This window comes from Protofrankia sp. CiP1_Cm_nod2 (assembly GCF_920664355.1).
Taxonomy (GTDB): domain Bacteria; phylum Actinomycetota; class Actinomycetes; order Frankiales; family Frankiaceae; genus Protofrankia.
Genome location: NZ_CAKKTL010000140.1, coordinates 1 through 13,870 on the forward strand (window position 1 = coordinate 1; position 13,870 = coordinate 13,870).

Annotated in this window: 9 protein-coding genes and 1 tRNA gene; 2 read left to right on the plus strand and 8 right to left on the minus strand. The window is 70.4% G+C overall.

The window, feature by feature from the left end; translation table 11 throughout:
- Positions 1-331 precede the first annotated feature (331 nt).
- The gene (locus NBW84_RS15660; protein WP_250285486.1) at positions 332-4,204 is read left to right on the plus strand and encodes a pentapeptide repeat-containing protein; all 3,873 of its coding nucleotides are present in this window, start codon (positions 332-334) and stop codon (positions 4,202-4,204) included.
- A 118-nt stretch (positions 4,205-4,322) separates the two neighbouring features.
- On the opposite strand, the gene NBW84_RS15665 is transcribed toward NBW84_RS15660, so the two are convergent.
- The 5 genes from NBW84_RS15665 to nadD form a co-directional block, all read right to left on the minus strand.
- Positions 4,323-4,739, minus strand: coding sequence for a hypothetical protein (locus NBW84_RS15665; RefSeq protein WP_013872981.1), 417 nt, complete (start codon positions 4,737-4,739; stop codon positions 4,323-4,325).
- A 691-nt stretch (positions 4,740-5,430) separates the two neighbouring features.
- Positions 5,431-5,504, minus strand: a tRNA-Ala gene (locus tag NBW84_RS15670).
- A gap of 115 nt (positions 5,505-5,619) precedes the next feature.
- Positions 5,620-6,363: a histidine phosphatase family protein gene (locus NBW84_RS15675; RefSeq protein WP_250285487.1), complete on the minus strand. Its 744-nt coding sequence runs from the start codon at positions 6,361-6,363 to the stop codon at positions 5,620-5,622.
- Positions 6,360-6,767, minus strand: a complete 408-nt coding sequence (gene rsfS, locus NBW84_RS15680; RefSeq protein WP_250285489.1) for a ribosome silencing factor — start codon at positions 6,765-6,767, stop codon at positions 6,360-6,362. The genes NBW84_RS15675 and rsfS overlap by 4 nt, the downstream gene beginning before the upstream one ends.
- Positions 6,768-6,957: 190 nt before the next feature.
- On the minus strand, positions 6,958-7,617 hold the full coding sequence (nadD, locus tag NBW84_RS15685; protein WP_250285492.1) for a nicotinate-nucleotide adenylyltransferase: 660 nt from the start codon (positions 7,615-7,617) through the stop codon (positions 6,958-6,960).
- A gap of 442 nt (positions 7,618-8,059) precedes the next feature.
- On the opposite strand from nadD, the gene pgm reads away from it, so the two are divergent.
- Complete coding sequence (gene pgm, locus NBW84_RS15690; RefSeq protein WP_250285490.1) at positions 8,060-9,727, plus strand: phosphoglucomutase (alpha-D-glucose-1,6-bisphosphate-dependent); 1,668 nt, start codon at positions 8,060-8,062, stop codon at positions 9,725-9,727.
- Positions 9,728-10,022: 295 nt separating this feature from the next.
- Here the strand turns inward: pgm and NBW84_RS24370 are convergent, their stop codons facing one another.
- From NBW84_RS24370 to NBW84_RS15705, 3 genes are all read right to left on the minus strand, one after another.
- Positions 10,023-11,246, minus strand: coding sequence for a DUF4349 domain-containing protein (locus NBW84_RS24370; RefSeq protein ID WP_445548730.1), 1,224 nt, complete (start codon positions 11,244-11,246; stop codon positions 10,023-10,025).
- 237 nt (positions 11,247-11,483) lie between these two features.
- Complete coding sequence (locus NBW84_RS15700; protein ID WP_250285491.1) at positions 11,484-12,917, minus strand: VWA domain-containing protein; 1,434 nt, start codon at positions 12,915-12,917, stop codon at positions 11,484-11,486.
- Positions 12,918-12,990: 73 nt separating this feature from the next.
- Positions 12,991-13,866, minus strand: a complete 876-nt coding sequence (locus NBW84_RS15705) for an AAA family ATPase (protein ID WP_250285494.1) — start codon at positions 13,864-13,866, stop codon at positions 12,991-12,993.
- Between the last annotated feature and the right edge of the window lie 4 nt (positions 13,867-13,870).

A 13,870-nucleotide genomic window follows, 5' to 3' on the forward strand; every position in this document is an offset into this window, starting at 1 on the left:
AGCAGAAGACGGCATACGAGATTGCCTCTTGTCTCGTGGGCTCGGAGATGTGTATAAGAGACAGTCTTCAATGATTTGCTGGCAAAGCATGCGTCGCTATGATCGCTTGAATCCGCCGTTTCTTCGTCCCGGTCATGGTCGCGCCATGTGAGCCCACGCCCCTGGTGGGACGGCTGAGCCGCATCAGTCTGCTCGGCTGCGACGAGGAGACGCACGGACCCGGCTGATCGACGGGGTACGGGGTCCACAGCCTCCGGACCTGGACGAGGACGTTCCCTGGCCGGGCGGCTCGTCGGGGACGGACGGCTCCTCGGCGGCGGCCGGGGAGCGGGTGCGCTTCCCCGGCCCGGCCGGCGCCACCGCCTCCGCGGCCGCCGGGGTGACGGTGCTGCACCTGCCGCGGTTGCGCATGGGCCGCACGGACATGGACGTGGCCCGGTTCGCGGATCTGCTGGCGACCGAGGTGGAGGAGACCGCGGCCGGCTGGGGAGACTACCCCGATCTGGTGGTGGCGACGGGGAACATCGCCGAACACGGCCGCCGCAGCGAGTACGAGCAGGCGGTCGACCTGTTCGACACGCTGCTGAACCGCTGGGGCCTGGGCCGGTCGCGGCTGGCTGTCGTCCCAGGTGATCGGGATGTCAACCGGGCGGCGTGCCGCTCCTACTTCGACTCCTGCGAGGCGGACGAGGAGGAGCCGGCCGTCCCTTACTGGCCGAAATGGCGCCATTTCGAACGAATGTTCACCTCGTTCTACGGGCCGGGGCCGGCGGCGACGTTCGCGGTGGGGCAGGAGTGGACGCTGTTCCCTCTCGAAGATCTGAAGATCGTGGTCGCGGGGCTGAACTCCACGATCGGGATCAGCCATCGGGACGGCGAGCAGCAGGGCCGGATCGGGGCGGCGCAGGCCCACTGGTTCGCCGAGCGGCTCGCGGACTATCAGCGGCGCGGCTGGCTGCGGATCGCCGCCGTCCACCACAACCTCGACCTCGCCACGTCGAGCTCACCGGAGGTGGCGGTGGATGCCGCCGCGGTCCTGGGCGAGCTCAGCCCCCGGCTGAACCTGCTGCTGGCGGGATGCGGCTCCCAGCAGCCCCCCGGAGCGGGTGAGGGATGCCTGTTCCTGCCGGTGCCCGTCTCCGCGCTGTCGGAGGGAATCGCCGCCTGCTACCAGCTGGCCCGGATCGACCGGAAAGGCGTGGACAAACGGCTGCGGGTCCTGCGAACCGGCGACTTGCGAGCCGGCGGCGAGGAACAGCGGTGGACAGACGAACCGGCCGGTCAGCCGGCCAGGAACACCGCCCGCACCGGCACCACCAGCTCCTTCTGGACAGCCGCGGACACGACGTTCCCTCCCGAGCCGGACACGGCGGCCGGGGAACCGGACAAGGCGCGAGGGCGGTACGGAGAGGCTGTCGAGGAGATCCGGGAGCTCCGCCGGGCGGGCGTCGACGATGGCCCGGATTCTCACAGGCGTTTCCTGTCCCGGGTCGCGGAGGTGACACGGCTGCGTCATGCCGGACAGCTGGGAGAGGCCAACGTCCTGGAAATGGCCGCCACGGTGGACGGGCCCAGCTATCTGCGGGTGACCTGCCGGGAAGGAACGGTGGTCACCCAGCATCCGGTGGGAGTCCTGGAAGGCGATCCGGATCAGACGGCGGTGGAGACGTTCGTCCGCCGGGTGCACCGCGGGTACGCCGCGACCGATCCCCAGCTCGTCTCCGATCTGGTCTACGGCGGGCGTCCCCCGGAACAGGGGCTGGTGGAGACCACGTGGCGGCAGGGCGTACGGCTGATCAGTTTCGTCGAGTACCAGGGCCTGATGGACCTGCGCGACTACACGGCCACGCAGACCGTCCGGCTGGAGAACGATCCGCTGTACCGACCGGACTTCTACCTGCCGCAGCGGTTCCGGCGCCTCGACACCCGGGAGCCCGTGGCCGGCACGGACGCCCTGGGGCAGGTCGTGGACTGGCTGGCGTCCGACCAGCCGCAGTTCGTGCTCCTGCTCGGTGACTTCGGACGAGGCAAGACGTTCCTGCTGCACGAGCTGGCCCGCACCCTGCCCGACCGGCTCGGGCACGTCATTCCGCTCCTGGTGGAGCTGCGGCATCTGGAGAAGAGCCACGGAGTCGACGAGCTCGTCGCCGCGCACCTGCTGGCGGCCGGGGTCACCCGGTTCGACCGGGAACGGTTCCGCTACATGCTGCGCCATGGCAGGATCGCGCTGCTCTTCGACGGGTTCGACGAGCTGGCACTGCGGGTCACCTACGAGCGGGCCGCCGACCATCTGAGCACCCTGCTGGACGCCCTCGACGGGCAGGCGAAAATCGTGCTGACGAGCCGCAGCCAGCATTTCCGGTCCGACCAGCAGGTGCGTACCGCGCTCGCCCGGCGGGTGGACACCCTGACCGCGAGCCGGGTCGTGGGCCTGGAGGATTTCACCGACGGGCAGATCGAGGAGTTCCTCACCCGCTTCTACAACGGCGACAGGGACAGGGCAGCCGGACGCCTGGCGCTCATCCACGACATCCGTGATCTTCTTGGGCTGTCCCGCAACCCACGGATGCTCGGCTTCATCGCCCGGCTCGACGAACAGCGGCTCCGGGCGGCCCAGGCCCGCACCGGGACGATCACATCGGCGGACCTGTACAAGGAGCTGCTGAACCTGTGGCTCGACTTCGAGTCGAAACGGGCCCGCCCGAGCGGCGCCGCCCCGGCGCTGACGACGGACGACCGGTGGCAGGCGCTGACCGCGCTGGCGGTGAAGCTGTGGCAGACCACGGACCGGACGATCAGCGTCAACGAGCTGGCCACGACGACCGGGCGGGTACTGACCAGCCTCGACGCCCACGGCATCGAGGAAGGGCAGGCCGCCCATCAGGTCGGCTCCGGCACCCTGCTCGTACGCACCGGCGAGGACACGTTCGCCTTCATCCACGCCTCCGTCATGGAGTACCTGCTCGCCGCCGCCTGCGCGCCACAGCTGCGGGCCGGCACAGCTGACGAGGATCTTCTCGCGCTGCGGCCCATCTCCACGTTGATGACCGACTTCGTCATCGGCCTCGCCGGCAAGCAGGCCACCACACGCTGGGCGCGCACCGTACTCACCGACCCCACCGCCACCCATGCCGCCCGGGCCAACGCGCTCGGTTTCGCCCGCGTCCTCGACCCGGCCCTGGCCCGCGGCGCCAAGCTCGTCGGCGCCTCCCTGCCCGGTATCAGCCTGGCCGGTCTCGATCTGACCGGCGCCGACCTGTCCGGAGCGGATCTCACCGACGCGCAACTGGCCGGTACGACTCTCCAGCATGCCCACATGCGCCAAAGTCGGTTGAACAGGGCCAACTTCACCGACGTCGACCTGTCCGGCGCGGACCTGACCAGGGCCGATCTCACCAGCGCCCGGCTGGTCTCCTGCACGTTGACCGGTGTGACCCTGACCGCCAGCGACTGGAGCCGTGCCGTGCTGCTCGGCTGCCACACCGATTCCGCCGCCCTGGACAGCCCTGAGCTGCATCCCGCCGCGGTCACCGGACGCGACGAGCCGACCGTTGTCACCCCACCAGCCAACTTCGTCCGCGCCGTGGCCTTCTCCCCCGACGGCACCCTGCTCGCCTACGCCTCCGGCAACGCGGTCGTGCTCGCCGACCCGAACACCGCCACCATCCTCCGCGTCGCCACCGCCCACACCGGGATCGTGAACACAGTGGTGTTCTCCCCCGACGGCACCCTGCTCGCCAGCGCCAGCAACGACGGGACGGTACGGATCTGGGAAACAACCACCGGCACCTGCCAACACACCCTCACCGACCACACCAACAGCGTCGAGACGGTGGTGTTCTCCCCCGACGGCACCCTGCTCGCCAGCGCCAGCAACGACGGGACGGTACGGGTCTGGGAAACAACCACCGGCACCTGCCAGCACACCCTCACCGACCACACCAACAGCGTCGAGACGGTGGTGTTCTCCCCCGATGGCACCCTGTTCGCCAGCGCCAGCGCCAGCAGCGACAACACGGTACGGATCTGGGAAACAGCCACCGGGCAACCCGTCACAACTTTGGTCACGCTACCGGCTGACGGATGGGCCATACTCCGCCCTTATGTCCCCACAATCCGCGCCATCCCACCGCCCTCGACTGCTCCGCAACAGCCCTCAGCAACAACATCCGAATTCCCAACGTCCAAGAATGCGGTGATCTGATCTGATCACCACCAGAGCCCGGACGGCCTGGGGTGAGATCCCCCGGGCTACCCAACACCCCGGCCCAGCCCATCCGCGGTCAGGTAATTCGCTCCTCAGAGAACTCGGACAGGAGGGGTCAGACGGCTACAGAAACCTGTTCGACGAGCTTCAGGCGGCGGCTGACGGCTTCCAGGAGACCTTTGACCATAACCACATCGGAGCCGGAGGCAAGGTTCTCACTCATAACGATGCCGTCGTCAGCCGCGAAGGCAACGGTGACTTTCCGTCCGTCGCGCAGTTTTTGCAGCGCGGTTGACAGTTCATTACCTGATGCGGTTTCGATCTCTATACGCTCGTGTTCGGTAAGTGGCGTGTAGACCCAGAACCCGATGTCTTCCAGATCGAGGATGCTCTGGTAAAGAAAGTGATGCCAGTCCTGAGAGAAAAGACCGAGGAGGGGGATATCATAGAAGTTGAGAACAGGGCCGTCGACCGTACTGGCTGTTGGATGCCACGGGTTGGCCCGCTCTTCAAGGGTGACAAGATCGCTCACGTCGGGTCCTCCCATTCCGGCTCGTCGAAGCAGGCATCGAATGCCCGGCTGACGTCCTCCGTCCAGTCGCCGTGGCGTCCTACCAGGGCATGATCCGGGTTCATGGGACTGGGAGCATGACGAACGTAGAAGCCCGCTGCTTCCAGTCTGCCCACTACGGTACGACGGACACCGTCGCCGCGCCTTGGTTCAGGCCGATTGTAGTGGCTGCCTGTTTCGGTGTGACGTCTCCGATGATGACGGACACCGCCTGCTCCCGTCCCCATCGTGGCCTGCGGCGGAAAGCCGGCCCGCCGAGCGGCTTGTACCGGTTGCCGTACTGGGACAGGATCTCATGATCTCCCAGGTCACGGATAGGCAGACTCACGGAACGCAGCGTACCGGATCGTCCGAGACACAGCCGCATTGGGCCCTCTGCGTCGTTATGCCGTCAGATCTTTTGGCCGCTCCGGCCAGCCACAACACTCATAGCGGATTGGTCCCCAAGGGCACAGACACAGCAGTGACCGCATCCTCAGGAAGCAGCCAAACACATAGGCTTCGTCGTTCTCTCTACCTTATTACTCGATTACTCGACCCCCCGGCCGGGCGAAGCCCGGCACCGGGGGTTCCAGGGGGTCGCCCCCCCTGGGTAAACATCGCGGCCCCGGCGAAACTGAACGTAGTTCAGTGAGCACGGAAAGTTAGCCCGTGGAGCTGAGGGGATTCGAACCCCTGACCCTCACACTGCCAGTGTGATGCGCTACCAGACTGCGCCACAGCCCCAGATGTGTTACCGCTACCCGCCCTGTTGCCTGTCTCCCCTGTCGTTCCCCCCGTACCGCTTGCCTGCTCTGCACACCTTACAGGTCCTGCCGAGTGCCCGTTCGGGGGGTCCCGTTCAGGAGGTACTCGGCGAGTGTACCGGTTCGATGTCGGGGGCGGTCGTGGCGTCGAGGGTGGACGGGGTGGGCGAGGTGGGGGAGGTGGGCGAGGTGGTCTGCGTGGGCAGGCTTGCCGACGGCGTCCGAAGATCTTCGCGGGGGGCGGCGGCGAGGGGGCCGCTGTTGTGCTCGAGCAGGCGGAACCGCCCGTGGGAGCGGCGCAGCAGCGACCATCGGCAGTTCCCCAGCGGGCCGAAGGCCCACCACGTCGACGGCGGTACGTCGAGCAGCCGGCCGATGAGGGCGCGGGCGGTGCCGCCGTGGAGCACCAGCACGACCAGCCTGTCGTCGCCGGGCGGCCCGCCGGCGAGGAGATCCTCCACGACGGCGATCGCCCGGGCGCCGACCTCCTCGTAGGTTTCGCCGCCGCCGCGGCGGACGTCCTCGCCGCGGTGCCAGGCCGCCGCCTCCGCGGGGAAGCGCTCCGCGGCCTGTCGCGCGGTCAGGCCCGACCACTCCCCCAGCGCGATCTCGCGCAGCCGGGCGTCCACCTGGACGGTCAGGCCCAGCTCGGCGGCGGTCGACCGGCAGCGCAGCAGGTCCGAGGAGACCACGACGTCCGGCGCGAGCGCGCGGACCGCCGGTGCCACCAGCCGGGCCTGGGCCCGGCCGGTGGCGTCCAGCGGCGGGTCGGCCTGCCCCTGGAACCTGCCCAGCTCATTCCAGGCGGTGCGGCCGTGACGCCACAGCAGGACCCTCACCGGCGGCCAGCGCCGGGGGCCGCCACTTCCACCCGGCGGGCGAGGTCACGGTCGGTGAAGGTGATCCGTGGGCAGTCCTTCCACAGCCGTTCCAGGTCGTAGTACGTCCGCTCCTCGCCGTGCTGCACGTGCACCACGATGTCGGCGAAGTCGAGCAGCACCCAGCGTCCCTCGCGTTCCCCCTCGCGGCGGACCGGCTTGGCGCCGAAGCCGCGCAGCCGCTCCTCGATCCCGTCGACGACGGCCTTGACCTGCCGTTCGTTGTCCGCGGACGCGACGAGGAAGCAGTCCGTGATGGCAAGACGCTCGCTGACATCGAGGATGACGATGTCGCGGGCGAGCTTGTCCGCCGCGGCCTGCGCCGCTTCGAGGGCGAGCTCGACGGCTCGCGGGGATGCGGTCACGAATACACCTCTCCGGGTTGGATGGTTGTCGGGCTCCGGTCGGTCGTCGGTGGATCGTCGGCCGGGACCGTCACCCGCGCTGGTACGGCCGGTTCATCCTCCGTTTCCGTCGATGACCGACCGGCTGGGCCGCGGGCGTGCGCCGGACCAGCCTGCGTGCTGCCTGTCCAGCCTGACACAGACAACACTTTCACGGGCCTGGATCTGCCCCACGCCGGCTATGCTGGCCCGCCGGACCGGTCAGGCCGGCCGGGCCGGCGGGATCGGTCCGACCGGCCGGGTCGTGTGGCCGGTACAGGCCGCTCTTGGCGATGAAACGCACCACCCCGTCCGGGGTGAGGTACCAGATCGGTGCCCCACGGCTGACCCGGGCCCGGATGTCGGACGACGAGATCGCCAGTGCCGGCACCTCCAGCAGGCTGACGGCGTCCACCGGCAGGCTCGCGTCGAGCTCGAGCTGGTAGCCGGGCCGGGTGACGCCCACGAAGTGGGCCAGCCCGAACAGCTCCTGGACGTCCCGCCAGCTGAGGATCTGCGCCAGCGCGTCCGCGCCGGTGATGAAGAACAGCGTGGCGTCGCCGCGCTGGCGGCGCAGGTCACGCAGCGTGTCGATGGTGTAGGTCGGCCCGCTGCGGTCGACGTCGATCCGGCTCACCGTGAAACGAGGGTTACCCGCCGTCGCGAGAAAGGTCATGAGGTATCTGGCCTCGGCCGGCGACACCTCCCGGTCGGCCTTCTGCCACGGCTGCCCGCTGGGGACGAAGACCACCTCGTCCAGGTCGAACAGGGCGGCGACCTCGCTGGCGGCCACCAGGTGGCCGTTGTGCACCGGGTCGAAGGTCCCGCCCATCACACCGAGCCTCACGAACGGACAGTAACCGGAGCACGGCGTGGTTTCGACATCTCGCCGGATGTATCACATCTGACGGCGCCCGTCAGGACCGCTGTCACACACCGGGCCTGACGAGCGAAGAAAGCGAGGAGACAGCGCATCGGGACGGACGGGCGCCGGACCCGCGGCAGACCACGGGAACGACGCTTGCGGGCACCGTGCGGGACAACCGGGTGCCGGCGGGAAAACCACGGGTGCCGGCGGAAAACCCGGGTGCCGGCGGAAAACCCGGGGGTCAGCGGGAAAGCCGGGGGCGGCGGGAAGTTCGGCAGCCACCGGGAAGCGGCCGTGACCGTGCCCCGCCGCAGGCCCGCTAGGCTTGAAGTGTCGCAACCATTTTGGGCTGGCCGTGACCGGTTGCCCGTGCCTGCCACTTCTTCCGCCCGAGGGGGCCCGCCTGATGCCGCCCAGTCCGCTCGCGGGCCGGCCCGCGCCACCCGACATCCTCATCGACGTGGACGCGCTGCTGGCCGCCTACCACGACGAGCATCCCGACCCCGCCGAGGCCTCCCAGCGGGTCGCGTTCGGGACGTCCGGGCACCGCGGATCGTCACTGCGACGCTCCTTCAACGCCGACCACATCGTCGCGGTCACGCAGGCGATCTGCGAGCACCGCGCCGCGCACGGGGTGGCCGGGCCGCTGTTCCTCGGCATCGACACGCACGCCCTGTCCGCGCCGGCCCGCGACAGCGCGCTGACGGTGCTGGCCGCGCACGGGGTGGACGTGCGCGTCGCCCCCGGCGACGAGGCCACCCCCACCCCGGTGATCTCCCACGCGATCCTCACGCACAACACCGGCCGCGGGGCCGTCGGCCAGGCCGCCGCCACCCGGCCGGGCGGGACCGCGGACGGGATCGTCGTCACGCCGTCGCACAATCCCCCGGCGGACGGCGGGTTCAAGTACAACCCGCCGAACGGCGGGCCGGCCGACACGACCATCACCTCCTGGATCCAGGACCGCGCGAACGCCCTGCTCGCCGACGGGCTGCGCGGCGTCCAACAGGTCTCCCTCGAGCGGGCCCGGGCCGCGGCCACCGTGCACGACTACGTCTCGGCCTACGTCGACGACCTGCCGTCCGTGATCGACCTCGACGCCATCCGCGGCGCGGGGGTGCGCATCGGTGTCGACCCGCTGGGCGGGGCGAGCCTGGTCTACTGGCAGGCCATCGCCGAGCGTTACAAACTCGACCTGGACGTGGTCAACGCCACCATCGACCCGCGGTTCGGCTTCATGACCGTCGACTGGGACGGCAAGATCCGGATGGATCCGTCGTCACCGTACGCGATGGCCTCCCTGCTGCGGCTGAAGGACTCCTTCGACGTGGCGCTGGCCAACGACGCCGACGCCGACCGGCACGGCATCGTGACCCCGGCGGCCGGCCTGCTCAACCCCAACCACTACCTGTCGGCGGCCATCTCCTACCTGTTCGCGCACCGCGCCGACTGGCCGGGCGCGGCGGCGGTCGGCAAGACCCTGGTCAGCTCCAGCATGATCGACCGGGTGGCGGCCGGGCTCGGGCGCGGCCTCGTCGAGGTCCCGGTCGGCTTCAAGTGGTTCGTGGACGGGCTGGTCGACGGCTCGCTCGGCTTCGGCGGGGAGGAGAGCGCCGGGGCGTCGTTCCTGCGCCGCGACGGCCGGGTCTGGACCACCGACAAGGACGGCCTGATCCCCTGCCTGCTCGCCGCGGAGATCACCGCCGTCACCGGGCGGGACCCGGGACGCCTGTACGAGGAGCTGACCGGCCGGTTCGGCGCGCCCGCCTACCGCCGGGTCGACGCGGCGGCGTCCCCCGCGCAGAAGAAGATCCTGACCTCCCTCACCCCGGCGGACCTCGACGCCAGCACACTCGCCGGCGAGCCGGTGCGCGCCGCGCTGTCGCACGCCCCGGGCAACGGGGCGGCGATCGGCGGGGTGAAGGTCGTCACCGAGAACGCCTGGTTCGCCGCCCGGCCGTCCGGCACCGAGGACGTCTACAAGATCTATGCGGAGAGCTTCCGCGGCCCCGGGCATCTTGAGACGGTCCTCGCCGAGGCCCAGGCGGTCGTGGACGCCGCGCTGCGTCGCTGAGGTTCTCCCCCCACGGCATCGCGGCGTCGCCGAGGCCCCCGGCGTGGCCCCCCCGTGTCGCCACGCCGGGGGCTCCGGGGCGTCTCTCCCGCCCCGGGACCCGCCCCTGGCGTCCCCCGTGTTGTCGCGCCGTGCTGCCACACCGCCGATTGCCCTGTATTCCCGGCCCCTGTTTGTTGGCGCCGCCTGGCGACGCTGCGGAGCCACAGGTTCCGGCTTCTTTCTGTCTCCTGGTCTGACGTCCTCGGTGTGACGTCGGTTGTCCTGCGGCAGTTGGCGCTTACGGTGTCGTGGCTTACGGTGTCGGTGTGCCCGGGGCGGTGGGCGTCCGGGTACGGGTGCGGACCCGTCGCAGGAGGCGGTAGCCGGCGAAACCGGCCCCGGCCAGCAGCCCGACCAGGACGATCGGCCCGATCAGGCCGACGATCACGGCCACTCCGCCGGTGAAACGGTCCCAGGACAGCCGCAGCGCCCCGGTCAGGCCGTCGTCGTCGTCCGGGTCCGGCCTGGTCGTGACCGCTCCCCGCTCGCTGATCCGTATCGTGAGGGTCGCGAGGTCACTGGCGTCGGCCAGCACCTGGCGCTGCCCCTCGAGCTGTTCGATCCGTGCCTGCACGTCGTCGATCCGCTGCTGGACGGCGAGAACCTCCCCGATCGAGCCGGCCTTGCCCAGCAGGGCCAGGTAGGTGTCGCGCGAACCGCTCAGCGCCTTCAGCCGGGCCTGGAGATCCACGTACTCGCCGGTGACGTCCTGTGAGGAGACGGTCGATGCCCGGACCTCGCCGGCCTTCCCGACCTGGCCGCGCAGGTCGTCGAACGACCTGGTCGGCACCCGCAGGGTGACGGTCGCGCGCTGCTGGCCGTCGTCGGAGGCGCCCGGGGTGCCGGCGCTGTCCAGCGAGGCGAGATAGCCGCCCAGCCCCTGCGCCGCCGTCGAGACGGCGGTGACCGCCGCGTCGACGCCGCCCGGACGCACCTGAAGCGACATCGAGCCGGTCCGGACGATCCTGGGCTCGGCTCCGGCCGGCCGGGCCGGGTCGGCGGCCCGCGCCGTCGGCGCGGAGCCGGCGGCGAGGCCGGACCCGGCTCCGGATTCGGCCGCACGTGCGCCGCCGGCCACGGGCGCGGACGACGCCCCCTGTAGCCCCGGCTCCCCCGGCGCGACCGGCGCGACCGGCGCGACCATCCGCGAATCGCCCGCGGCCTGCCCGTCACCGCCCACAGCGGACGACCCCGGCTGTGACAGCGGCATGTCGATGGCTGGCAGCGGGAAACTCGACGACGAGCCGGAGGTATCCGACCAGCTACCGATCGCGACAACACCGCCGACAACGGCCACGACCCCGACGACGACCGCCACGCCGATCACGCGCCGCCTGGAGATGCCGCGCACGCCCGCGCCCCTCGCGCCCGCCAGCCCTCCCGTGGCCGCCGCGCCTCCTCCGGCCGTCGCGCCTTCCGGGGCCGTCGCGGCACCGCCCCACCAGTCCGCGCCAGGCGCCGACGCCGATGTCGCCACCGAAGTCGATGCCGGCCCTGGTGGTGGCGCCACCGCCGTCGTCGCGGGCGCCGCCGGGGCGCTGTCGGGATCCTGTACGTCCGGACCTGTTCTGACCATCCCGGTGGCCACCCTTCCGTCAGGTGTCAGCTCTCACGCTGCCAGCTCCTGGAAGGTTGGACGCTCGCCCAGCCGCTTCGGTTCACCCCAATTTCCCGATCACGTCGTGAAACGTCCGCCAGGGTGAAGACGATCGGCTCAGGAGGGCAGGAGGCGTTCGATGAAGGTCTGGAGCTGTTCGACGTTGCGGCATTCGACCATCTCGTCGACCAGGTCGGCGTAGGCGCGGGTGGCCGAGTCGCCCGAGCCCCAGTAGGTGCGCGGCTCGGGGTTGAGCCAGTAGGCGTGCCGGGCCTGCGCGCACAGCTTCCCGAACACCGGCGCGGCGGTCGCGCGGTAGTTGTTGCGGGCGTCCCCGAGCACGAGCAGGGAGGTCTTCGGGCCGACCGCCTCCGGATACCGGTCGGCGAACACCTCGAAGGCGTGCCCGTAGTCGCTGTGCCCGTCGAACCACACCAGGTCGGCTCCGTTGGCTATCCGCGCCATCATGTCGCCGAGGTCGGCTCCCCGCAGGAAACGGGTGATCTCGTCGGTGGTGTCGATGAACGCGAACGCCCGGACCCGGGCGAACTGCTCCCGCAGCGCATGCGTCAGCAACAGCGTGAAGTGCGCGAACGACGCCACCGACCCGGAGACGTCGCACAGCACGACGAGTTCGGGCTTGTGCGGCTTGTGCGGCCGGTGACGGGTCTCCAGCGGCACCCCGCCGGTGGCCAGCGAGGAGCGCACCGTGCGGCGGAAGTCGAGCCGGCCGGAGCGCCCGAGGCGGCGACGCGCGGTCAGCCTGGTCGCGAGCCTGCGGGCGAGCGGGTGGACCAGGCGGCGCAGCTCCGCCAGGTCCCGCTGGGAGGCGCGCAGGAAGTCGACCTGCTCCGCCAGCGGCTTGACCGCGCTCTTCGCGGCCGCGTCGGCCCCGCGTTCCTCGGCGAGCCGGCGACGCACCTCGCTGGCGACCATCTCCTCGAAGGCACGGATGCGCTCAATGATCGTCTGCCGGGCGACCCGCTCGGCGAGGCCGCCGGCCTCCTGGTCGCCGAGCATCGCGCTCAGCAGGTCGGCGACCAGGGTGTCCGGGGACAGTGCCCGCAGGGCCCGGTAGGCGAACCAGGAGCGCCGGCCGGGCGCGCCCGGCGCCGACCCGAACCTGGTCACGGCCTCGCGGGCGAGGCGGCGCAGCTCCTCGTCGTCCCCGCGCAGCAGGACGTCCAGCAGTTCCCCGCGCAGGGCCTGGCGCAACAGCTCAAGATCGTTTTCGCTGTCGGGCGCGCCGGCCGGCCGGCTCGGATCCGTTGCCGTTCCCGGTGTGCCGTCCTCGCCGGCCAGGAAGTCGTCAACGGACAGCCCGTCACCGATCACCGGCGGGAAGTAGAGGTCGAACAGTGTGTCGAAGGTCACCCGGTTGGTCGGGCGTTTGCACATCGTCGCCGCGAACCCGGCGCGCAGCGCCTCCCTGTCGAGCGGCCCGACGGCTGTGAGCGCGCGGACGGCGTCCACGGTCTCGGCGCTGCTCACCGCCATCCCCGCCTGTCGCAGCGCGGCAGTGAACACCACCGTACGGTCCAGCAGACTCATACCCGGCATCCCATCGGGTCACATAGTGCAACATAATGTTACTTTATGTTATAAAAACCCAGGCTGGGAACGATCAGTTAGAGCCGAGCTTGAGCTGGCCGATGGCTCGCGCCTGATCACTCACATGCTTGAGGACGACACCCAGGGTGGACGCCACGGCCTCCTCGTCGAAGGTGTCGATCCCCAGCGCCAGGACCGTCCGCGCCCAGTCGATCGTCTCGGCGATCGACGGGACCTTCTTCAGCTCCATCGCGCGCAGCGCCCGGATCGTGCCGACGATCGCCTCAGCCAGCCGCTCGGGCAGCTCCGGCACACAGGCGAGGACGATCTCCTTCTCCCGCGCCGGGGACGGGTAGCCCAGGTGCAGGTACAGGCAGCGGCGCTTGAGCGCCTCGGACAGCTCCCGGGTCGCGTTGCTGGTCAGCACCACGAGCGGGCGCTGGTGAGCGACGATCGTGCCCAGCTCGGGGATGGTCACCTGGAAGTCGGAGAGCACCTCCAGCAGCAGGCCCTCGACCTCGACGTCGGCCTTGTCGGTCTCGTCGACGAGCAGCACGGTCGGCTCGGTGCGCCGGATCGCGGTCAGCAACGGCCGGGACAGCAGGAACTCGTCGCTGAAGATGTCGTCGTGGGTCTCGTCCCAGGCCTCGTCACGACCGGCCTGGATGCGCAGGAGCTGCTTCTTGTAGTTCCACTCGTACAGCGCCCGGGCCTCGTCCAGCCCCTCGTAGCACTGTAGACGGATCAGTTCGGCGCCGGTCGCGGACGCGAGGGCCTTGGCGAGCTCGGTCTTGCCCACGCCGGCCGGCCCCTCGACGAGCAGCGGCTTGCGGAGCCGGTCCGCGAGGAAGACCGTCGTCGCTATGGCATGATCCGCCAGGTAGCCGGCCGCTCGCAGCCGGTCGTGAACATCCGCCACATCGGCGAAAGCGTGCTGCTGTAGCGGCATATAC

Coding starts and splice junctions, on each gene's coding strand:
- nadD (WP_250285492.1), bottom strand. CDS start 7,617: ATGGGCGGGACCTTCGACCCGGTGCACAACGGCCACCTGGTGGCCGCC.
- pgm (WP_250285490.1), top strand. CDS start 8,060: ATGCCGCCCAGTCCGCTCGCGGGCCGGCCCGCGCCACCCGACATCCTC.
- NBW84_RS15700 (WP_250285491.1), bottom strand. CDS start 12,917: ATGAGTCTGCTGGACCGTACGGTGGTGTTCACTGCCGCGCTGCGACAG.
- NBW84_RS15705 (WP_250285494.1), bottom strand. CDS start 13,866: ATGCCGCTACAGCAGCACGCTTTCGCCGATGTGGCGGATGTTCACGAC.